The following is a 19,819-nucleotide window of genomic DNA, read 5'->3' as shown; positions in this document are numbered from 1 at the left end:
CCACGGGCAAGCAGACCCTCACCCAGTGGACGCAGGTCCTGGTCGGGGTTGGGTCGATGCGCCCCACCTGGTGGATCGCGGCGTCGCTCGGCGCGCTGCTGCTGCTGTGGTTGTGGGTGCACCTGTTCACGAAGTGGCTGTAGGTTGTGCCCGGCCAGACGACGGCCCGCGGCTACGGCTGGTCGCACCAGCAGGAGCGGGAGCGCTGGCGCCCGGAGGTCGAGGCGGGTCGGGTCGACTGCTGGCGCTGCGCCGAACGGATCCACACGTGGCAGCCCTGGGACCTCGGCCACGACGATGACGACCCGACCAAGCGGACCTACAAGGGGCCCGAGCACCGGCGCTGCAACCGGGCGGCTGGGGCACGCAAGGCCGAGCGGATCCGTGGCTGGGCGTGGAAGCCCAGGCGTCGGCGCGAGCATCGGGAGCTAAGCGTTGACCCTGCTGACCTCTAGCCTGCCCGCCCGCGTGGTGTTGATCTGTGGGCCGCCGTGCTCGGGCAAGACCACGTTGGCAGCCGAGTTGGCATCCGAGGGCGATGTGGTCCTTGACTTCGACGCGATCGCTCGGGACCTGGGCTCTCCCGATCGGTGGATGCACGCTGAGCCCTTTCGATCTCGGGCAGAGCGCAGGATGCGGGAGCTGATACGCCGCCTGCCCGGCTCGGCACCAGGCACCGCGTACGTGATTCGCTCGGTGCCACGCCCCGAGCACCGAGCGATCACTGCCAAGTCGATCAAGGCCGAAGCGGTGTACGTGCTGGACCCTGGTCAGAGCGAGTGTCGGCGTCGTGCCGAGGCGGACGGCAGGCCAGTGTCCACATTGGAGTCCATCGCGGCCTGGTACGAAGCGTATCGATCATGGTCAGGAGATAACGAACCGACCGGTCGGTCGGTGAAGAAGTAAAAGCATTGTTTGATCGACGTCGCCAGTGAGCAACGGGGCGTACGGTTGGTTGGTAACCAACCAACAGAGGGGAGGGGCCGTGAAGTCACGCCGCGTGGCCACGAGCCCTGACTATTCCCAGGGCTCGTCTCTCCCCCCGGGGCCCGGGGCGGCACAAAATAGTAGTTTCTATTTTTTAGTGCTTTTTGTTATTTCTAGCCCGATTGTTTTGCCGGAATGAGCTCGAGCGCCGACCGCCAGCGCCGGCTCCGGGCCCGCCGCAAGGCGCACGCCGAGGGCGATCACTCGCTGTGCCTCCCCGGCCGGTGCGACGCGTTGTCGGGTCCGGTGGACCTCGACGGCGAAGGGCTGAACGAGGGGGCGGGTGACGCGGGTGGTGACGTGACGGGTGACGTCACGCCCACCCCAGAAAACCCGGCGTCACACCGTGGGCCACCTGCGGGTTTGCGGGAGCGCGGACGTCGGCTGTGGGACGAGATGGCCGGCCTGCAGTTGGGTCCGGCGCACGTGCTGCTGCTGGAGCGGACGTGCCGGATGGGCGATCGGTTGGCCGAACTGGACGAGCGGTGTGCCGGCGCCGATGGGGACTTGTGGCTGCAGTTGACCAAGGAGCTCAGGCAGCACGAGGTCGCGCTGAAGCTCCTCGTCGCCGAACTGCGGCACGCGGGCCGGCCAGCGACGGCCTCGGCTAAGACCCCGCCGCCGGCCAGCGAGCAGCCGCAGGGGGTGGTGGAGGGTGTCAAGCGTGGTGGCCTCGCCGCCATCCGGGGCGGCCTCGACACTGCGAGGGGATGAGCGGCCGCGCATCGACGCGCACCCGCCCTACACCCGGACCTTGGGCCACGCCGCGATCGAGCTGATCGCGCTCGCTGGGCGGCCGATGGACCCCTGGCAGTGCGACGCGCTGCTGGTGATGTGCGCGGTCGGAGACGACGGCAAGTGGCTGTGCTTCGAGTACTGCGAGATCTGCCAGCGGCAGAACGGCAAGACGGCGATGGCCGAGGCCCGGGCGCTGGCCGGGTTCCTGCTGTTCGACGAGCGGCTGATCATGTGGTCGGCACACGAGTACAAGACGGCGATGGAGGCCTTCCGCAGCGTCGGGGGCCTGCTGCGCAAGCTGGGCCGCGAGGTCGGCGACCGGTACATCCTGATCGACGACGGCGACGGCCACACGATCACGATCAAGGTCAACAACACCAACGGTGAGGAGTCGTTCGAGCGGCTCGACACCGGCGCCCGGATCAAGTTCGTGGCCCGGTCGAAGGGGTCCGGTCGGGGGTTCTCGGCGGATTGCCAGATCATCGACGAGGCCTACGCCTACACCTCGATGCAGCATGCGGCGCTGCTGCCGACCATGTCGGCCCGGCCGAACCCGCAGATCATCTACCTGTCGTCACCGCCACTGGACGGCGAGTCGGGCGAGATCCTGTTCGGCCTGCGAGACAGGGCCGAGGCCATGGTGAAGACGCTCGGCGAGCAGGTGAAGGGCGGCGACGGCGCGGCATTGCCGACTGAGCTGCCCGCGCTCGGCGTGCGGATCTGGGGAGTGGCCGGCGACCTCGATCACCTCGACGACATCGACTTGGGTGACCGTCGGCTGTGGGCAAGCAACCCGGCGCTGAATATCCGCCGGCCGGACGGTAGTGGGCTGACCCAGGAGTACGTCGACAAAGAGTTCCAGTCGATGATGGCCGCCGCGATGATCGAGTTCGCTCGGGAGCGGCTGGGAATCTGGCCGGTGCCCAAGGCAAAGGCCGGCGGGACGATCAGCCCGGAGCAGTGGGCCAGGCTGCAGGACCCGGAGTCCAAGCGGGACGGCACCCGGCCGCCGGCGCTCGGCGTGGAGATCGCCCCGGAGCGGGACTACGCCGCGATCGCGCTGTACGGGGTGCGCGAGGACGGGTTGGGGCACTTGCAGTTGGTGGACCGGCGGGCCGGTACGACGTGGATCGTGCCCCGGCTGGTCGAGCTGCGGGACCAGCTGGACCCGGTGACGGTGGCGATGAACCGGGCGACGTTCGCCTCGCTGGAGACCGAGCTGCACAACGCCGGGTTCGAGCAGCCGGAGGATCCGGACGACCCGTGGCACGGCGAGCTGCTGGTGATGACCGCGACCGACCAGGCCGCTGCGTGCGGGCAGATCATCGACGACGTCCGCGGAGAGATGGTCGACGGGGAACTGCGGCTGCCGTTCCGGGTGAAGCCGCATCCGGAGACGCCCGAGGTGCTCGACGAGGCGGCGCTCGGCGCGAAGACCCGGCGCATGGGCGACACGATCACCTGGTCCCGCAAGGAAGACGACGCCGAGATCAGCCCGTGGGGTGCGAGCACCGCGGCCAAGTACGGCTACATCACCCGAGCAACGGCCACCGAGGTGGAGACCCTCGAGGGCTCCCTGATGGTGTGAGGAGGACCTGGTGACGACGGTTGAGCCCGCGGCGCAGACGGTGCAGGCGGTGGAGCAGCGGGCCAACGAGCTGATCAAGTCGTTCGACCCGATCCGGTTCCTGCTGATCCTGCTATCGATCCCGTTCATCGTGGTCGGCTACGTCGCGCGGCTGGTGTATCGGGTGGTGCTGGTCGTCTTCATCTGGGCGTACTCGGCGGCGGAGACCGGGTGGAAGCGGGCAGCGCCGCGCAAGGGTGACGGATGAGCCTGCTCGACGAGATCCGCGGCCGGTTCGACCGGCGCCGCGGGGGCCTGTCGTGGCCGGCCGGCCGGGCTGTCGTCGAGCCGTTGGACCGGGCGTTCGGTCACGACGACAGCCTGTTTGTGCCGGAGGAGTACGGCGATTACCTGGCTACGTCGAACGAGATCTACTCGGCGGCGTCGCTGCGGTCTCGGCTGGCCAGCACGCCGCTGCTGCGGCTGTACCACGGCGACAGCGAGAGCAAGCGGGAGGTGTCCAGTTCGCCGGCGGCACGGGTGCTCAACTACGTCAACCCGTTCTGGACTCGGCGGCGCCTGTCCCGGATGGACTCGCTGTGCATGGACATCTTCGGCGAGACGGCGTGGGCGATTCACAAGCCACAGGGGCAGCCGGAGGAGATCTGGTGGGTCAAGCCGTCGCGGCTGTCTCCGGTGCCCGACGAGTCCAACTACATCGACCGCTGGATCTACGAGTCCAACGTGGACGGCGAGAAGATCGTCTTCCGGACCGACGAGATCGTGTGGTTCCGCTACCCGAACCCGCTCGATGAGTTCTCCGCGATGAGCCCGCTGGCCGCCGCGCGGCTGGCTGCAGACACCGCGTCGGCGATGATGAAGGCCAACCGCAACCTGCACAAGCAGGGTGTGCAGATCGCCGGGATCGTCTCGCCGAAGGGCGACCGGATCCGCTACTCGCGAGACCAGGCGCTGGAGCTGGCCGACGACCTGGAGAGGCGGTTCGCCGGGTCGGCGAACGCCCACCGGTGGGCGGTGCTGCGCTACGAGGCCGAGTTCAAGCCGGTCACGATGTCACCCAAGGACGCCGAGTTCATCCTTGGCCTGGGCCTGACCCTGCGGCAGGTGTGCAACGCCTACGGCATCCCGTCGCCGCTGCTCAACGACCTCGAGCACGCCACGCTGGCGAACATCCGCGAGTTCCAGACGGCGATCTGGGAGCACAGCCTGGTGCCCGACCTCGCCCTGCGGGCCGACGAGATCGTCGAGCAGTTCCTGCCGATGTTCTCCCGCAATGGCCGGCTCGAGGCCGACCACGCCGAGTACGACTTCAGCAACATCGCCGCGCTGCAGAAGTCGAAGATGGAGACCTGGGACCGGGACCGGCAGGCGCTCGAGGTCGGCGCGATCACGATCAACGAGTGGCGCAAGCGCAACGGCCTGCCGCCGGTGAAATGGGGCGACGTGTTCTGGGCGCCGGTGAACAAGGCACCGGTCAAGGACGGCAAGACCATGCCGGTTCCGCCCACGCCTGACCAGCCGGCCGAACCGGACGGCGCTGAGGACGAGCAGCTGGGCTCCACCGAGCAGGCATGGCGGCGGGTGATGGCGGCGCTGGAGATGGATCTGACGACCGTGAACGGACACGGAGGGCACTGATGGCCGATCACAAGCTGGCGTACGGCCGCGCGCAGCTGGACCGGGGCGACCTGGTGGCCGGGCAGGCGCTGGACGGGCCGCTGACGTTCACCGCGTCGACGACCGGGCTCAACCGCTACGGGTTCCGGCTGCGCAACGAGGGATGGCGGCTGGACAACTTCAATGCCAACCCGGTGATGCTGTGGATGCACAACCCGATGCAGCCGCCGCTGGCGCGCGGCCGGGCGCTGTCGAAGAACCCTCGGCTGGTGATCGATGAGGTCACCTTCGACCGTGACGACGAGCAGGCGCGCATGGTCGAGTCGAAGTACCGGCGCGGCTTCCTCAGCGCCGTCAGCGTCGGCTGGGACTTCGTCAAGGAGGACGGCTCGCCGGTCCTGGACTGGTGGCGGCTGTCCAACGAGCAGATCCACAACGAGTTGTTCTACGACTTGGCCGAGGTCAGCTTCGTCACCGTGCCCGGCGACCCGGGCGCCCTTCAGCAGCAGTCCCGGCTGGCGCTGGCCAGCCTCGGCAAGGAGCTCGTCGAGCTGTTCGACGAGCAGGAGGTCGGCACCATCACCCAGCCCGAGCTGCAGGCCGCGGTCGCCGCCGAGCTCGAGCGGTTGGGCGTGCGGCTGGACCCGCAGCACGACCCGAACGAGAAGCCCGGCACCCGGGCAGAAGACGTCCACCCCGACGCCGACGGACCGGTGGGGCTGGATCAGCAGGCCGCGCGCACGGTGCTCGCTGCCTTCGATCTCCAGATGGAGGAGGAGACACAGGATGGGTGACACGCTCACTCTGGAGACGTTGGCGCAGGACATTCGCCAGCGGCTCGACGCGATCGACAAGACGATCTCCGACCGCACCTCGGACGGCACGCTCAAGAAGCTGGCGCTCGAGGCGCTGGAGGGGCTGTCGGACGACGACAAGCGCAAGATCAAGTTTGGTGGCGGGTCGGACAAGAAGCTCGTCGGCACCAAGTACGCCCGGTGGGGGCTGTCGCTCGGTGACGTCGAGTTCCTGCACGACCTGCAGCTGAGCCTGCGTGGCCAGAAGCGGGTCAACGGCGGCGGTGTCTATGAGGGCCCGACCGAGTCGCTGGCCAACACGTTCGAGGCGATCTCCGACGCCTACTACCTGCCGATGGACAAGGTCCGCGAGCTGGACCGCAAGGCCATCGACGACCTGTTCCCGCGGATCCCGCTGTCGGAGTTCCACGGCCGGGACAAGGAGCTGGCGGCCCGCGGAAAGTTTGAGCTGACCGGCGCCTACCAGCGGGCCATGCTGGCGATGGACACCGCCGAGTCCGGCTTCGGACAGCAGCTCATCGGCGCGCAGTACGTTGGCGAGCTGTGGGAGGCGCCGCGCAAGCTGGGTCGGATCTTCCCGCTGATCGAGTCGTTCGAAATGACCGACCCGACCGCGTACCTGCCGGTCGAGGTCGACATCCCGGAGATGCTGTTCGTGTCGGAGTCCACGGCCAACAACTCCTCCAACTACGACACGGTCAAGACCGGGTCGCAGCGGGTGCAGGCGGACGCCAAGAAGTTCGTCATCCACCAGATGTGGTCGGGTGAGATGGAGGAGGACTCCATCATCCCGTTCATCCCGTTCCTGCGGCGGCAGGCGGCGCTGTCGGTGGCGCACTACTCCGACTCCCTGGTGCTCAACGGGGACACGACCAACGCCGCCACGGGCAACATCAACCTCGACGACGCCGACCCGGCCAACACCAAGCACTACCTGGCGTTCGACGGCATCCGCCACGCCGGCCTGGTCGACAACACCAACAACCGGCTCGACGTCGCCGGCGCGGTCGCCTTCGCCACGCTGTCCAAGCAGCGCGGCCGGATGATCGACTCGACGAACCTGGTCGACTGGGGTCACCCGATCGACATGCGTGACCTGGTCCGCATCGCCGACCCGGAGACCGCCGACGCCATCTCGCTGCTCGACGAGGTCCTCACCGTCGACAAGTACGGCGCCAACGCCACGGTGTTCAACGGTGAGCTGGCCAGCGTGCAGGGCTCCCCGCTGATCTCCTCGATCGCGATGAGCAAGACCGAGGCCGACGGCAAGGTGTCCACCACTGCGGCGAGCAACACCAAGGGCCAGGTGGCCGCGTTCAACCGGCGCGGCTACAAGGTCGGCTGGCGGCGCCGGGTGCGGGTGGAGACCGAGCGGATCCCCGCAACCGACCAGACCCGCATCGTGTACAGCCTGCGACTGGGGTTCGGCCGGTTCACCCCGACCGGCGCCGCGTCGGGCATCGAGTCCGCCGACGTCCTCTACAACATCAGCCTCTGATCCATCGACGAGTGAGGGCCAGGCCTTGCCACGGGTCTGGCCCTTCGCATTGGAGCAACCATGTCCCGCGCCACTCAGATCGAGCGCATCATCGCCAAGGGCCAACTGGCCCCGCTGGTGTTCATGCAGGACGCCGTCGCCGCCTCGCAGACCGACGTCCAGCTGCCCATCGCCGAAGTCAACGCCGCAGCCGGCAACGCCGTCGACGGCTACGTCATGCCCTTCGAAGGCGAGATCGTCGCCATCACCGCCCGCCTGTCCGCCGCCGCCACTGCCGGAACCCTCACCGTGGGCCCCACGGTCAACGGCACGGAGAAGACCGACCCCACCCTGTCGATCACCACCGAGCAGTCCAAGAGCGACACCGCGCTGCGCGGCGCCGCGACGTTCGCCGCCGGTGACCTCATCGGTGCCGAGATCACCAGCGGCGGCACCTGGGATGGCACCACCGCCGACCTCGGTGTCGTGGTGTGGGTCGTGCTGCACCTGGAGGGAATCTGATGCGCTACACCGTCAAGCACGCCTACCAGTCCTACCGGGATGGTCAGCTGTTCGGCCCGTGGAAGGCGGGCACGGAGGTCGAGCTGACCGAGTCCGACGCCGAGTGGGTCGAGCGGGACTCGCCCGGCGCGCTGGAACCGGCGAAGGCCAAGCCGGCGACCAAATCCAGTGGCGGGGCGAAGTGAACACCTCGCAGATCAAGGAGGTGTCGGCGGACGGTGACGTCACCACCGCCGACGCCCACCTGCGCCTGGTGTCGCTCACCGCGGGATCGGATGCGGCCACCCTGGTCGTCAAGGCCGGCGGCTCCAGCGGAACCACCGTGCTGACGCTCAAGGCCGCGGCCAACACCTCCGTGGTGGCGCCGTGCCTGACGGACGCGTTCTGCGCCAACGGGGTGCATGCCGACCTCACCGGCACCGGCCCGGTCGCCACCTTCGTCTACGTCGCCTGAGGGGCAGCTGATGGCATCGGTGTGGTACGCGACCCGCGAGGACGTCAAGGCGGCGCTCGACAGCAAGGAAACGGCGCGGAACAACGCCCAGATCGACCGGCTGATCGCCGCGTCGTCGCGGTCCATTGAGGAGCAGCTGCACCGCCGGTTCTACCCGACCGTCGCGACCCGCAAGTTCCCGTGGCCCAGCGACTACTCCGATGTGGCGTGGCGGCTGTGGCTGGAAGGCCACGAACTGATTTCGGTTACGTCGATCACCGCCGACGACACTGCGATCACCAGTTCGGAGTACTTCCTCGAGCCGTTCAACGACGGCCCGCCGTACACCCGGGTGGAGATCGACCGGGACACCACCGCCTACTTCGGACACTCGGCGAACCAGCAGCGCGATATCACCATCGTCGGCACCTTCGGCTACTGGGATGAGCAGGAGGCGGTCGGCTCCTTGTCGGCCAACCTCAATGCCGGCGCGGCGTCGACGGCCAGCGCGTCGTGGACGACGGCCGACATCGGTGTCGGCGACATCCTGAAGATCGACTCCGAGCGGCTGATCATCACCAAGCGGACGATGGTCGATTCCACTCAGAACCTCGGCGGCTCCGGGCTCACCGCCGCGGTGAACGACGTCACCGTGCCGGTGAGCAACGGCGCCGGGTTCGACTACGACGAGATCATCCTCATTGACTCCGAGCGGATGCTGGTCGTCGACATCGCGGGCAACAACCTGACGGTCAAGCGGCAGTGGGATGGCTCGGTGCTGGCCGCGCACTCGACCAACGCCGACATCTACGCCCTGACCGGGGTGGAGTTGGCCCGCGGCCAACTGGGCACCACCGACGCCGCGCACACCTCGGGAACGACGATCTACCGCTACGTCGTGCCGGACCTGATCAAGCAGCTGTGCATCGCCGAGACCATCGTCGCGCTGCTCAACGAATCCTCCGGCTACGGCCGGGTCATCGGCTCCGGCGACGCCCAGCGCGAGGCCGCCGGCAAGAGCCTGGAAGACCTCAGGCGACGCGCCTACGAGGCGCACGGACGGAAGGTGTTCTGATCATGCTGTGGATCTGCGAGACCGACAAGGTCCCGTTCTCGGTGGGCGCGCTGAAGTGTCCGCAGTGCGGCGGCACCACGTTCCGCGAGCAGGGCGACGAGACGGGCCCGATCCGGTCCACGGTGGACGGCCTGCCCATCCCGGAGACCAAGCCCGCGGTCGCGAAGAGCGCGGGGAAGGATGCGGCCAGCTGATGGCGCTGTCCGATGAGGACCGCCGCCGGGTGGCCGCGCAGTGGATGCGGGACAACACCGCACCGATCGCCGCGGCCCGGGCGGCGGTGCTCGGCGCGGTGGTGGCCATCGACGACTGGATCGAGGCCAACCAGGCGACGTTGGTGACGGCCCTGCCCGCGGCGTTCCGGACCGGCACCACGCCCGGGCAGAAGGCGGATCTGTTCGCCGACGTGCTGGCCCGCCGCGCCGGCCGGCACCGCGCCGAAGAGGACGGCTGACCCATGGCTTCCGGTGACACCCTGGCCGTGCTCGGGCCACTGGACGCGTTCGGCCCGGCGGCCGACTTCGCCACCCTGGACTACCGCAACCGCCATCCGGTGCTGGATTTCGACACCACCACCCAGGAGACGGCGTTCTGGCGCACCGTGCTGCCCCGCCACTACGGCGGCGGCGGCATCACCGTGTACCTGCACTGGTCGGCGACCACCGCGACCACCGGCACCGTCGGCTGGCTGGTGGCGTTCGAACGCATCGGCGACGCCCAGCAGGACCTCGACGCCGACGGGTTCGCCGCCGACCAGACCGTCACCGCCGCCACCGTGCCGGGCACCTCCGGCCACGTGAAGATCAGCAACGTGGCGGTGGCCAACGGCGCGGCGATGGACTCCATCGCCGTCGGGGAGGCGTTCCGGCTGCGGCTGCGCCGCGACGTCGCCTCCGACACCGCCGCCGGCGACGCCGAGCTCGTCGCGATCGAACTGAAGGAAACCTAGGCGATGGCGGTCCGGTTCGACGCCGCCAGCGAGAACTACACCGCGGCCACCGGCCTGCCGTCCAACGTGTACACCTTCGCCGCGTGGATCCGGCCGGCCGCGGTCGGCGCGACCAACCGGGTGGTGTACTGGTTGACCACCAGTGGCGACGTGTTCACCGGGATCCAGGTCCGCAGCAACGCCAGCACCGACCTGCAGGCCTACGACTCCGGCAGCTACGCGTTCAACGGCCTCGGCCCGCTGTCGGCGTCGGCCGGCGTGTGGTATCGGGTCGCGCTGGTCGTCAACGGCGCCAATGCCACCTTCTACCGGGCCGCCGCCGGCGACGTGCTGGGCTCGGCGTCGGCGGCCAACTTCACCACCCCGGCCACCCCGACCAGCTTCCATCTGGGTGACGACCCGTACGACGAGTACTGGGACGGCCGGCTGGCCGCGGTGAAAATGTGGCAGGCCGCGCTCACCCCCGCCGAGGTCGAAGTGGAGCTCGGCCAGTACACCCCGCGGCGCACCGCCGACCTGCTGCGCTGGCACCCGTTCATCACCGCCGAGGCCACCGACTACTCCGGCAACGGCCACACCCTGTCCGGCGGGACCGGCACGACCACCGAGGACGGCCCCCCCATCCCCTGGGGTGCCGCACCCATCGTCTTGGGCAAGCCGGCCGCAGCCGTCGCCGGGGAAGGGCTGGCCGGCCGCATCGCCGGCCTGCCCTCCGCCGTCGGCTCCGTGGTGCAGCCGGCCACCCGAAGCCTGGTCGGCGCCGTCACCTAGGAAGGGGGGAGCTCCGTGGCCGATGTGGACGTGACGTTGACCGGCCCGCTGTTCGACGGGCGGGCCGACAAGGTCGTTGACTCGGCGGTCGATGAGGCCGCCGAGGCGCTCGCCGAGGTCGGCCGCGACGCGGTGCGCGCGGTCATCGGCCGCAAGGCCAAGCGGTCCACCGGCCGGTTCGCCTCCCGCACCCGCGTCGACCGCCGCGGCGACGTGTTCCGGACGCACACCCCCGGCCTGCGCTACGGCGCATGGCTGGAGGGCACCAGCCGCCGCAACCAGCGCTCGACGTTCAAGGGTCACCGGCCCTACCGGGAGGCGGCCCAGGAAGTGCAGGCGCGGCTGCCGCAGGTCGCCGATCAGGTCATCGGCCAGGCGATCAAGGAGATTGGGTGAGCGACCCCGACGCCGTGGCCGGCGACATCCTCGACGTCGTGCACTCGCACGCCGCGAAGCTCGGCCGGTTTGAGCGGGTCAACGACCACGAACCGTCGAACCGGCCCGGCCACGGCCTGACCGCGGCGCTGTGGCTGGACCGCATCGACCCGGTCCCGCGCGCCTCTGGGCTGGCGGTGACCACCGCCAGGCTGATCGTCAAGCTGCGGATCTACTCGGCGATGGAGCAGGAACCCAAGGACGCCATCGACCCGAACCTGTCCGCCGCGGCGTGGGCGCTGATCCGCGTCCTGGTCGCCGACCTGCGGCTCGGCACGGACCCGAACACCACCCCGCGGCGGGAGATCGACGTGCAGGGCGCGCACGGCGTGTCCCTGTTCGCCCAGGGCGGCTACCTGGAATGGGACGACGGCGGCATGGACCGGGTCATGGACCTGACGATCCCGGTCGTCGTCTACGACGTCTGGCCACAAGAGGAGGGGGCGTAGATGGCGAAGAGCAACGGCCTCGGCCAGGCCCTGTACGTGTCCGGCTACGACCTCGGCGACGACATCCAGCAGTTCGCCACCCGCTGCCCGATCGGCACGCACGACGTCACCCCGATCACCAAGAGCGCGATGGAACGGCTGTACGGGCAGCGCGACGGTGGGATCACGGCCACGGCGTTCTTCAACGACGCCGCCGGCCGCGCGCATCCGCGGTTGTCGGCGCTGCCGTCGGCCGATCAGCTGATCACCGTGAGCCTCAGCTCCACCCAACTGGTGTCGGTGGTGGCCAAGCAGCTCAACTACGACGGCAACCGCGCCGCCGACGGCATGCTCACCTTCGCCACCGACCACACCTCCAACGCCTACGCCCTGGAGTACGGCATCCACCTGACCGGGGGCAAGCGCACCGACACCGGCGCCACCGACGGCGCCAGCGTCGACCTCGGCAGCGCCTCCCCCGGGGCGTTCGGCGCGGTGTTCCACCTGCACGTGTTCGCCTTCACCGGCACCGACGCCACCATCAAGATCCAGGAGTCGTCCGACAACGGCGCCGGCGACGCGTGGGCCGACGTCGTCGGCGCGACGTTCACCCAGATCACCTCCGGGCCCACGTGGCAGCGCATCGCCACCGCGGCCATCGCCGTCGAGCGCTACCTGCGGGTCGTCACCACCACCAGCGGCGGGTTCTCCAACCTGCAGTTCCTCGTCCAGGGCCACCGCCACCCGGCCCAGGCGGTGATCTGATGCACGGTCGTCGGGTGCCGGCGCAGGCGTTCACCACCCACCAGGTCCTCTCTCCGTCTGACCGGACCATCGTCACCGCCTGCGAGCAGGCCGGCTGCCTGGCCTGGCGGCACGGGTTCGACAAGCCGGTCGACGAACGCACCCCGGTCGGCCAGCTGCAGGCCGAGCTGATCCGCTCCGGCCGGTCCGGCCGCACCTACCGCGAACTGCCCGGCAAGACCGCCGAGGGCTACACCGTGTTCCGCTTCGCCGCCGGGCAGCGCTGCTTCGCCGAGCACCGCACCCGACCGGAGCTGTACATCGTGCACCGCGGCACCCCCAGCCAGCACCTGCAGACGCTGCGCCGCCACACCCGCCCCGACCTGTTCATCGAGGACTACCGGGAGACGCTCGACCGGCGCCTCACCGACATCGCCAGGAGGAGATGACCCATGGCCAAGGAGAACGGCCTCGGCTGGACGACCTGCGCGGTCGACGACGCCGGCGGCACCGCCCGCAACATCCGCAACGACGCCACCAACCTGCAGTTCGCCACCCCGCGCGCCGTGCAGGATGTCACCGGCCTGGACAAGTCGGCCATCGAGCGGATCCTGAACCTGACCGACTTCACCGGCACCCTCAACGGCGTCTTCAACGACGCGAGCAACCAGAGCCACGACGTGTTCAAGACCGTCCCGTCGACCAGCGTGGTCCGCACGTTCACCAACACCGTGTCCGGCCAGACTCTGGCGTGCGAGTGCGTGGTCACCGACTACCCACTCACCCGCTCACCCACCGGCGAGTTCCTCTGGGCAGTGCCGTTCGCACTCGCCGACGGCGCGGTTCCCACCTGGGCCTGAGCTGTGGCCTACGACCGGCACGCCGACCTGACGGTGTACTCGTTGACCTTCGACGAGTACCCGGGGTTGACGGTGCGCGTCCGCAAGCCCGGCGTGGCCGGGGTGGTGGCGTGCGCCGACTGGATCTCGGTCCAGTCGGACCGGTCGGCCGGACGGGTCGCGCGGTGGCTGGCTCAGCTGCGGCTGTTCGTGGCGTTCGCCGATGCGCTGGCCGGGTGGGATCTGCTCAACAGCGGCCGCCCGGTGCCGGCCACCCGGGAGGGCGTGCTCGCCCAGGACGAGGCATTCCTGCGGGTGCTCGCCGGCGCCTGGTACGCCAACGTGGTGCTCGCCGCTCCATCTCGGCCGGCCGCCGAGCAGGAGCCGACCGAGCCGCAGCGGTCCGAAGTGGACGGGCAGCTCGACGACGGGCTGGCCGTGGTGGTTAACCTCCCCGACGAGGCACCGGCCGGCGACGCCGAGCCCGAGCTCGTCGACCAGGCGGGCTGAGCCGTGAACAACGAAGTCGCCATCCACGTCAAGAAGGTCGACTCCCGCGCGGTCTTCACCGACATGCGTGCCGAGTCCAAAAAGGCCGGTGCCGACGTTGGGGACAACCTCAAGCGCGGGTTCAACGACGGCGAGCAGGCCAGCGACAAGGCCCGCCGGCAGATCAAAAAGGACCTGGACAAGACCGCCGACGACGCCAAGCGGGCCGGCGACCAGATCGGCCAGGGTCTCAAGGATGGCATGGCCGACGGCGCCGGCGGCCTGGGCGACCTGCTCGAGGGCACCCTCGGCGGCGGACTCGACCCCGCTAGCCTGGTCGACGGCCTGCTCGGTGGCATGTCCGGACCTATGGCCACGGGCGGAGCCCTGCTCGGCGGGATCGTCGCCACGGGGATCCTGTCCGGCGTCCAGACCACATGGGCCGAGGACAAGGTCGGCGGACTCCTGGCCGCGCAGACCGGCGCGGTCGGAGACGCGGCCGGCCGGCTGGGCGACATCGCCGGCAACGTGTTCTCCGACAACTTCGGCGAGTCCATTGAGGACATCGGTACCTCGTTGAATGCCGTCCTTCAGAATGAGTTGATCGACTTGAAGGCGCCGCAGGCGGAAATCGAGGAACTCACCAAAATGGCTCATACGGCGGCCCAGGTCATTGGTGAGGATGCAAACAATGTTGCTCGAGCCGCCAAGCAACTGTTGGTCAATGGCCTAGCGAGTAATGCACAGGAAGCGTTGGACATAATCGTAACCGCCAGCGCAAAGGCCAAGCTGAATGTCAACGGCGATCTGATCGACACAATCGTTGAGTACTCGACGAAGTTCCGTGACCTCGGCCTGAAAGGGCCGGAGGCCCTAGGTTTGATCCAGCAGGCGATGAAGGCCGGCGCCCGCGACACCGACTTTGCCGCCGACGCCTTGAAAGAATTCTCGATTAGGGCGATCGACGGTTCCGAGACGACCGCGAGGGGCTTTAAGACCATCGGCCTGGACGCTGGCCGGATGGCCGATGCGATCGCCGGAGGTGGGAAGCGGGCGCACGACGCCTTGGACCTGACCCTCGACAAGCTGCGCGCCATCGAGGATCCCGTGTTGCGGGACCAGGCCGCGGTGGACCTGTTCGGCACCAAGGCCGAAGACTTGGGCGATTCGTTGTTCGCGATGGATCTGGACACCGTGGCCGAGGACTTCGGCAAGGTGGAGGGCGCAACCGCTGGCGCCGCTGATGCCATCGATGAGGCTACTCCGAAACACGAGAAGGCATGGCGATCATTTACCGGTGTTTTGGGTGATGCTGCCGATGGTCTTCTGAGCATGGTTGAATACGGCACGCCACTCGGCCTTATGAACGAAGACCTCAACACCTCGTTGGAAACTGGCGCCACGAAGTTTGGTGATTGGGCAGGGGCTGCCGATGAGGCGACCGGGTCCCTCGAGCGCCAGGTCAAGACCCTTGACGAACTGATCGCGGCCAATTCCGAGTTGGCTGGCGGGGTGTTGGATCTCAGTGAGGCGCAGATCCGCCACCAAGAGGCGTTGGACGAGGCCGCCGAGTCGATTGCGAAGAATGGGAAGAATCTCGACATCTCCACCGAGAAAGGCAGGGAGAACCGGTCGGCGCTCGACGATGTGGTCAAGTCGACCTACGACGTGATCGAGGCGATGGAGAACCAGGGCGCCACGTCACAGGAGGTGCAGGGGTTCGTCGCCAGCCAGCGCGAAGAGTTCATCCGGCTGGCAACCCAGATGGGTATGGACGCCACCGCGGCACAGACCATGGCCGACAAGCTGGGCCTGATCCCAGGGAACTACACGGCCACCGTGTCGGCGGACACCTCAGGAGCACACGACACGCTGAGCCGGTTGCGCGACGATTTGCAACGACTGGTACAGAAGCGCTACGAGCTGCAAGTCAAGGCGTTCGTCGCCGGGCTCTTCGGGGGCGGCTACGCCCACGGCGGCATCGTCGGTGCCGGCCACGCGGCCGAGGGCGGCCCGCGCAGCAACCAGGTGCTGGTCGGCGAGCGCGGCCCGGAGATCGTCGACCTCGCACCTGGGTCGACGGTCCATTCCAGCCCGGACAGCGAGCGCATGATGGCCAGCTGGATGGGCGGCGGCTCGACCAACGTGCAGGTCACCTTGGCTGCCGCGCCGGGCGGCGACTACGCGGCGGCCGGGTTCGTGGGCAGCCTGATCGACCGGGGCGTGCTGAGGTTGCAGGCCGACCTGACTACCGGCCGGGTGCGGACGGGCTGAACTGTGGCGTTCCCGGCCGACGTCCGTAGCCAGACGGTTGAGCTGTACCTGGATGGGCAGTGGCGCGACGTGTCGGAGCACCTGCGGCAGTCGGCCGGCGTGACTATCCACCGTGGCCGGTCGTCGCCGTTCGGGTCGATCACCCCTGGGTCGATGAGCTTCACCCTCGGCAACGGCCCGCGCGACGGGGATGGGGACTACTCGCCGCTCAACCCGGCCTCCCCCTGGTATGGGCATTTCGACCTGGGCGCCCCGGTCCGGCACACCATCGACGACCTGGTCTACGACCTCTACGGACGCATCGTCGTGGACGGATGGAGCAGCACGACTAGCGGCCACGTTTGGACGCTGTCCGGCACGGCGAGCGAGTTCGACGTGGGCGGGTCGACCGGGACGATCACGATCGCCGCGGCGTCGACCACCCGGCGCGCCTACCTGGCCGCGTTGGCCGGACTGGGTGACTACGAGGTGATCGCTGACCTGTCGTTGGCCACCCCGGCCTCGGGCAACAATCAGTTCGGACTCACGCTGCGCGGCACGTCAGCGACCAGTCACGCCACTGTCGAGATCGACGTCACCAGCGCCGGCGTCGTGCGCCTGGCCCTGCGCGACCTCGACGGCACCTACCTCGACGGCCCGACCACCGTCGCCGGGGTGGGCGGCGGCGCCTACACCCTGCACGCCCTGGTGGAGGGGTCGACGATCCGGGGGAAGCTGTACAACCAGGGCGACCCGGAGCCGTACGACTGGACGTCGGCCGACGTGTCGACCTCGATGTCACGCGTCGGGTGGCCGGGGGTGCGGGCGGTCACCGGTACGGGCAACACCAACGTGACCTACACGATCGACAACTTCCGGATCCGGTTCCCGCGGTTCTTCGGCGAGATCACCTCGCTGGTGGAGGAGGACACCGACGACGGGGTGGATTCGTGGGTGCGGGTGGACGCCACGTCGATCCTCGGCCGGCTGGGCACCGGGCAGGAGGCGCTGGAGTCGGTGATGCGCCGGGCGATCACCCGGTTGACCACCAACGTGCCGGTGGCGTACTGGCCGTGCGAGGACGACGACAACGCCACGGTGCTTGCCTCCGGCATCGGTGGCCCGGCAATGACCATCCTGGGCGAGCCAACCCTGTCGTCGTTCTCCGAGTTCCGGGCCTCCAAGGCGCTGCCGCTGTGTAACGGGTCCACCTGGACCGGGACGGTGCCCACCTACTCGGGCACGTCGGCGCAGCAGACCCGGTTCCTCATCCACGTCAGCGCGACGAGCCCGCCGGCGGATGGGTCGCAGATCTGCCTGTTCCGCACCACCGGCACGGCCCGGTTGTGGGGGCTGTACTTCCTGACCGGCGGCGCGATGAAGATCATCGCCGACAACCAGTCCGGGGTACAGGTCTACGACTCCGGCGCCCTCGGATTTACCTTGACCGGCAACAAGATCTGGTTGTCGTTCGAGTTGACGCAGGTCGGCGCGGACATCGAATGGGACCTGGCCACCCTGGTCGAAGACGGCGCCGGCGGCGGCGCGTCCGGCACCCTGGCCGGCTACACCTTCGGCCGGTTCACCGAGATCATCATCAACGACAAGGGCCACCTCGACCAGGTCGCGATCGGGCACATCCTGGTCCAGAACGCCGTCGACTCGCTGTTCACGTTGGCCACCCAGCTCGCCGGGTATGAGGGGGAGACGGCGATCGGTCGATTCGAGCGGCTGTGCGGTGAGGAAGAAGTCGACCAGGCCACCACGCAGACGCCGCTGGTGACCTCGGCCCCGCTGGGGATTCAACGACCCCTGAACTTTCAGGCATTGCTGGAGGAGCTGACCGAGGCTGACCAGGGCATGTTGGGGGAGTCTCGGGCTCTGTTGGCACCGCACTTCTGGGAGCACGGCGCGCTGTACAACCAGACGGCGGTGATCGCCCTGGACTTGGCGGCCAAGCACCTGTCGCCGACGTTGCGGCGCACCCTGGACACCCGGGAGGTCGCCAACGACGTGACCGTGTCGCGCACCGGCGGTTCGTCGGCGCGCACGGTGATCGACTCCGGTCGCCGGGCGACCGCGCAACCACCGAACGGGGTGGGCCGGCGCCCCGGCGGTGACACGGTCAGCGTCGAGACCGACGCGCAGGTGGAGCAGATCTCCGCCTGGCAGGCCTATCAGCGCACGATCGTCGAACACCGGTTCGACAAGGTCTGGGTCGACCTGGCCCGCAAGCCGTTCGTCGATGACCCGATCCTGGCGATGGAGATCCTGTCGGCCGACCTGGGTGACAAGCTGACCATCGACGGCGGGGAGTCCCGCGGGTTCTACGAGCTGATCTCCCAGCTGATCCAGGGCTACACCGAGGAGATCAACGCCCGGGTGCACCGGATCGGGTTCACCACCTCCCCCGCGGTGCTCTACGACCCGCTGGTGTGGGACGCCAACCGGTGGGACTCCGGCGGCACCACCCTCAACGAGGACCTCGACACCACCGAGACCAGCGTCGAGGTCGCCATCTCCGACGGCGTGCTGTGGACAACCTCGGCCGGGCACATGCCCTTCGACATCATGATCGGCGGGGAGCGCATGACCGTCACCGCCGTCTCCGGCGCCAGCTCGCCGCAGACCTTCACCGTGACCCGATCGGTCAACGGGGTGGTCAAGACCCACGACCTAGGTGACGAGGTGCACGTGGCCGACGAACGGACGTGGGGGCTATGACCATTCTCGCCGGCGCCCCGGCGCTCGCCGCCGACATCGCCGCCCTCGAGACTCGCATCGCCGCGCTGGAGGCCGGGCCGGGCGACCCGCCCACGTGGTTCGTCCGCAACACCGCCGCCCAGTCGATCAACAACGCCACGTTCACCGCGCTGGTGTTCAACACCGACGACAACGACCCCGACAACCTGCACTCCACCTCGGCCAACACCGACCGGATCACCATCGCCACCGCGGGCCTGTACATGGTGATGGGCGGCGGCGCGACCGCGGGCAACGTCACCGGCACCCGCCTTGCCCGGATCACCAAGAACGGCTCTGTGGTCGCCGCCTCCGGCGGCGGTGCACCGCCCCCGGCGGCCACCGAGAACGGGTGGGCGCTGACCCAGTGGACCCCGGTCCAGTGCTCGGCCGGCGACATCCTGCGGGTCGAGTACTTCCAGAGCAGCGGCGGCGCGCTCAACACCGCCACCACCGACTACACCCAACCCCGCTTCGCCGGACTGTGGATCAAGCCGTAGGAGGGCTGATGGACGTGGTGTGCGGGGCCTCCGGCCTGACCCGCGTGCTGGACTGCGCCAACGAGGTGCACCTGGGCTGGCAGCGCTGGGCCACCCCCGACGAGATCGCCCAACTGCACGCCATGGGCGAACTGCCCCGGTCGGAGACCGAGGCGATCGTGCTGGTCTACGCGTGCACCACCCACGAGCTCGACCCCGATCGCGCCGCCCGGATCCACGACGCGACATGCCGCGCGCCGGCCGAGCCCGGTGACTGCTCGGCCTGCCGGGGGCCGGCATGAGCGACGCCGTCCTCATCACCGCCATCTCCACCGCCGGCGCGGTGCTGGTCGCCCTGGTGGGTGTGTGGGTGGAACTGGTCCGCAACCGCAAGCAGCGCTCCAGCGTGGACGCCGGGATCAAGACCGTCGTCGCCGA

At 69.0% G+C, this 19,819-nt stretch carries 26 protein-coding genes; all 26 read left to right on the top strand.

The features are described 5' to 3' along the window. Window positions 1-146 precede the first annotated feature (146 nt). The 26 genes from VGX25_RS05480 to VGX25_RS05355 all read left to right on the top strand — a co-directional run bounded on the left by VGX25_RS05480 (window position 147) and on the right by VGX25_RS05355 (window position 19,683). Window positions 147-455, top strand: a complete 309-nt coding sequence (locus VGX25_RS05480; protein ID WP_326916494.1) for a hypothetical protein — start codon at window positions 147-149, stop codon at window positions 453-455. After that, window positions 436-906, top strand: a complete 471-nt coding sequence (locus tag VGX25_RS05475) for an AAA family ATPase (protein WP_326916493.1) — start codon at window positions 436-438, stop codon at window positions 904-906. Before VGX25_RS05480 ends, VGX25_RS05475 begins: the two co-directional genes overlap by 20 nt. A gap of 216 nt (window positions 907-1,122) precedes the next feature. Further along, entirely contained in the window at window positions 1,123-1,701 is a 579-nt protein-coding gene (locus VGX25_RS05470; RefSeq protein WP_326916492.1) for a hypothetical protein, read from the top strand. Between the two features lie 40 nt (window positions 1,702-1,741). Next, window positions 1,742-3,313, top strand: coding sequence for a hypothetical protein (locus tag VGX25_RS05465; RefSeq protein WP_326916491.1), 1,572 nt, complete (start codon window positions 1,742-1,744; stop codon window positions 3,311-3,313). A gap of 10 nt (window positions 3,314-3,323) precedes the next feature. Beyond that, the gene (locus VGX25_RS05460; protein ID WP_326916490.1) at window positions 3,324-3,560 is read left to right on the top strand and encodes a hypothetical protein; all 237 of its coding nucleotides are present in this window, start codon (window positions 3,324-3,326) and stop codon (window positions 3,558-3,560) included. After that, a complete protein-coding gene (locus VGX25_RS05455; protein WP_326916489.1) occupies window positions 3,557-4,951 on the top strand; it encodes a phage portal protein in 1,395 nt (464 codons plus the stop codon). The genes VGX25_RS05460 and VGX25_RS05455 overlap by 4 nt, the downstream gene beginning before the upstream one ends. After that, the gene (locus VGX25_RS05450; RefSeq protein ID WP_326916488.1) at window positions 4,951-5,724 is read left to right on the top strand and encodes a hypothetical protein; all 774 of its coding nucleotides are present in this window, start codon (window positions 4,951-4,953) and stop codon (window positions 5,722-5,724) included. Before VGX25_RS05455 ends, VGX25_RS05450 begins: the two co-directional genes overlap by 1 nt. Beyond that, on the top strand, window positions 5,717-7,243 hold the full coding sequence (locus tag VGX25_RS05445; RefSeq protein ID WP_326916487.1) for a hypothetical protein: 1,527 nt from the start codon (window positions 5,717-5,719) through the stop codon (window positions 7,241-7,243). Before VGX25_RS05450 ends, VGX25_RS05445 begins: the two co-directional genes overlap by 8 nt. A gap of 60 nt (window positions 7,244-7,303) precedes the next feature. Beyond that, the gene (locus VGX25_RS05440) at window positions 7,304-7,744 is read left to right on the top strand and encodes a hypothetical protein (RefSeq protein ID WP_326916486.1); all 441 of its coding nucleotides are present in this window, start codon (window positions 7,304-7,306) and stop codon (window positions 7,742-7,744) included. After that, window positions 7,744-7,929 carry a hypothetical protein gene (locus tag VGX25_RS05435; protein ID WP_326916485.1) on the top strand — a complete coding sequence of 62 codons (186 nt, stop codon included), beginning with the start codon at window positions 7,744-7,746 and terminating at the stop codon, window positions 7,927-7,929. The genes VGX25_RS05440 and VGX25_RS05435 overlap by 1 nt, the downstream gene beginning before the upstream one ends. Next, window positions 7,926-8,198, top strand: a complete 273-nt coding sequence (locus VGX25_RS05430; RefSeq protein ID WP_326916484.1) for a hypothetical protein — start codon at window positions 7,926-7,928, stop codon at window positions 8,196-8,198. Before VGX25_RS05435 ends, VGX25_RS05430 begins: the two co-directional genes overlap by 4 nt. Window positions 8,199-8,208: 10 nt before the next feature. Further along, window positions 8,209-9,252: a hypothetical protein gene (locus VGX25_RS05425; RefSeq protein ID WP_326916483.1), complete on the top strand. Its 1,044-nt coding sequence runs from the start codon at window positions 8,209-8,211 to the stop codon at window positions 9,250-9,252. 2 nt (window positions 9,253-9,254) lie between these two features. Further along, complete coding sequence (locus tag VGX25_RS05420) at window positions 9,255-9,446, top strand: hypothetical protein (RefSeq protein WP_326916482.1); 192 nt, start codon at window positions 9,255-9,257, stop codon at window positions 9,444-9,446. After that, the gene (locus VGX25_RS05415; protein ID WP_326916481.1) at window positions 9,446-9,706 is read left to right on the top strand and encodes a hypothetical protein; all 261 of its coding nucleotides are present in this window, start codon (window positions 9,446-9,448) and stop codon (window positions 9,704-9,706) included. The genes VGX25_RS05420 and VGX25_RS05415 overlap by 1 nt, the downstream gene beginning before the upstream one ends. Window positions 9,707-9,709: 3 nt before the next feature. Further along, on the top strand, window positions 9,710-10,201 hold the full coding sequence (locus VGX25_RS05410; RefSeq protein ID WP_326916480.1) for a hypothetical protein: 492 nt from the start codon (window positions 9,710-9,712) through the stop codon (window positions 10,199-10,201). A 3-nt stretch (window positions 10,202-10,204) separates the two neighbouring features. After that, entirely contained in the window at window positions 10,205-10,972 is a 768-nt protein-coding gene (locus tag VGX25_RS05405; protein ID WP_326916479.1) for a LamG domain-containing protein, read from the top strand. A 15-nt stretch (window positions 10,973-10,987) separates the two neighbouring features. Then, a complete protein-coding gene (locus VGX25_RS05400; RefSeq protein ID WP_326916478.1) occupies window positions 10,988-11,368 on the top strand; it encodes a hypothetical protein in 381 nt (126 codons plus the stop codon). Beyond that, window positions 11,365-11,856: a hypothetical protein gene (locus VGX25_RS05395; protein WP_326916477.1), complete on the top strand. Its 492-nt coding sequence runs from the start codon at window positions 11,365-11,367 to the stop codon at window positions 11,854-11,856. Before VGX25_RS05400 ends, VGX25_RS05395 begins: the two co-directional genes overlap by 4 nt. Next, window positions 11,857-12,600, top strand: coding sequence for a hypothetical protein (locus VGX25_RS05390; RefSeq protein WP_326916476.1), 744 nt, complete (start codon window positions 11,857-11,859; stop codon window positions 12,598-12,600). After that, window positions 12,600-13,028, top strand: a complete 429-nt coding sequence (locus VGX25_RS05385) for a hypothetical protein (protein ID WP_326916475.1) — start codon at window positions 12,600-12,602, stop codon at window positions 13,026-13,028. Before VGX25_RS05390 ends, VGX25_RS05385 begins: the two co-directional genes overlap by 1 nt. A 3-nt stretch (window positions 13,029-13,031) precedes the next feature. Beyond that, a complete protein-coding gene (locus VGX25_RS05380; protein WP_326916474.1) occupies window positions 13,032-13,439 on the top strand; it encodes a hypothetical protein in 408 nt (135 codons plus the stop codon). 3 nt (window positions 13,440-13,442) lie between these two features. Then, a complete protein-coding gene (locus VGX25_RS05375) occupies window positions 13,443-13,928 on the top strand; it encodes a hypothetical protein (RefSeq protein WP_326916473.1) in 486 nt (161 codons plus the stop codon). Window positions 13,929-13,931: 3 nt separating this feature from the next. After that, window positions 13,932-16,181, top strand: coding sequence for a hypothetical protein (locus VGX25_RS05370; RefSeq protein ID WP_326916472.1), 2,250 nt, complete (start codon window positions 13,932-13,934; stop codon window positions 16,179-16,181). Between the two features lie 153 nt (window positions 16,182-16,334). Continuing rightward, window positions 16,335-18,884, top strand: coding sequence for a hypothetical protein (locus tag VGX25_RS05365; protein ID WP_326916471.1), 2,550 nt, complete (start codon window positions 16,335-16,337; stop codon window positions 18,882-18,884). Beyond that, window positions 18,881-19,402 (top strand): hypothetical protein, encoded by a 522-nt coding sequence (locus VGX25_RS05360; protein WP_326916470.1) that lies wholly within the window; start codon window positions 18,881-18,883, stop codon window positions 19,400-19,402. Before VGX25_RS05365 ends, VGX25_RS05360 begins: the two co-directional genes overlap by 4 nt. Before the next feature lie 8 nt (window positions 19,403-19,410). Further along, window positions 19,411-19,683, top strand: a complete 273-nt coding sequence (locus VGX25_RS05355; protein ID WP_326916469.1) for a hypothetical protein — start codon at window positions 19,411-19,413, stop codon at window positions 19,681-19,683. Window positions 19,684-19,819 lie beyond the last annotated feature (136 nt).

The organism is Actinophytocola sp. (assembly GCF_035942955.1).
Taxonomy (GTDB): Bacteria; Actinomycetota; Actinomycetes; order Mycobacteriales; family Pseudonocardiaceae; genus DASYTH01.
This window is presented reverse-complemented; position numbering and strand designations above follow the sequence as displayed.

Coding starts and splice junctions, on each gene's coding strand:
- VGX25_RS05470 (WP_326916492.1), top strand. CDS start 1,123: ATGAGCTCGAGCGCCGACCGCCAGCGCCGGCTCCGGGCCCGCCGCAAG.
- VGX25_RS05455 (WP_326916489.1), top strand. CDS start 3,557: ATGAGCCTGCTCGACGAGATCCGCGGCCGGTTCGACCGGCGCCGCGGG.
- VGX25_RS05450 (WP_326916488.1), top strand. CDS start 4,951: ATGGCCGATCACAAGCTGGCGTACGGCCGCGCGCAGCTGGACCGGGGC.
- VGX25_RS05445 (WP_326916487.1), top strand. CDS start 5,717: ATGGGTGACACGCTCACTCTGGAGACGTTGGCGCAGGACATTCGCCAG.
- VGX25_RS05440 (WP_326916486.1), top strand. CDS start 7,304: ATGTCCCGCGCCACTCAGATCGAGCGCATCATCGCCAAGGGCCAACTG.
- VGX25_RS05435 (WP_326916485.1), top strand. CDS start 7,744: ATGCGCTACACCGTCAAGCACGCCTACCAGTCCTACCGGGATGGTCAG.
- VGX25_RS05425 (WP_326916483.1), top strand. CDS start 8,209: ATGGCATCGGTGTGGTACGCGACCCGCGAGGACGTCAAGGCGGCGCTC.
- VGX25_RS05420 (WP_326916482.1), top strand. CDS start 9,255: ATGCTGTGGATCTGCGAGACCGACAAGGTCCCGTTCTCGGTGGGCGCG.
- VGX25_RS05415 (WP_326916481.1), top strand. CDS start 9,446: ATGGCGCTGTCCGATGAGGACCGCCGCCGGGTGGCCGCGCAGTGGATG.
- VGX25_RS05410 (WP_326916480.1), top strand. CDS start 9,710: ATGGCTTCCGGTGACACCCTGGCCGTGCTCGGGCCACTGGACGCGTTC.
- VGX25_RS05405 (WP_326916479.1), top strand. CDS start 10,205: ATGGCGGTCCGGTTCGACGCCGCCAGCGAGAACTACACCGCGGCCACC.
- VGX25_RS05390 (WP_326916476.1), top strand. CDS start 11,857: ATGGCGAAGAGCAACGGCCTCGGCCAGGCCCTGTACGTGTCCGGCTAC.
- VGX25_RS05385 (WP_326916475.1), top strand. CDS start 12,600: ATGCACGGTCGTCGGGTGCCGGCGCAGGCGTTCACCACCCACCAGGTC.
- VGX25_RS05380 (WP_326916474.1), top strand. CDS start 13,032: ATGGCCAAGGAGAACGGCCTCGGCTGGACGACCTGCGCGGTCGACGAC.
- VGX25_RS05365 (WP_326916471.1), top strand. CDS start 16,335: ATGAGCTTCACCCTCGGCAACGGCCCGCGCGACGGGGATGGGGACTAC.
- VGX25_RS05360 (WP_326916470.1), top strand. CDS start 18,881: ATGACCATTCTCGCCGGCGCCCCGGCGCTCGCCGCCGACATCGCCGCC.
- VGX25_RS05355 (WP_326916469.1), top strand. CDS start 19,411: ATGGACGTGGTGTGCGGGGCCTCCGGCCTGACCCGCGTGCTGGACTGC.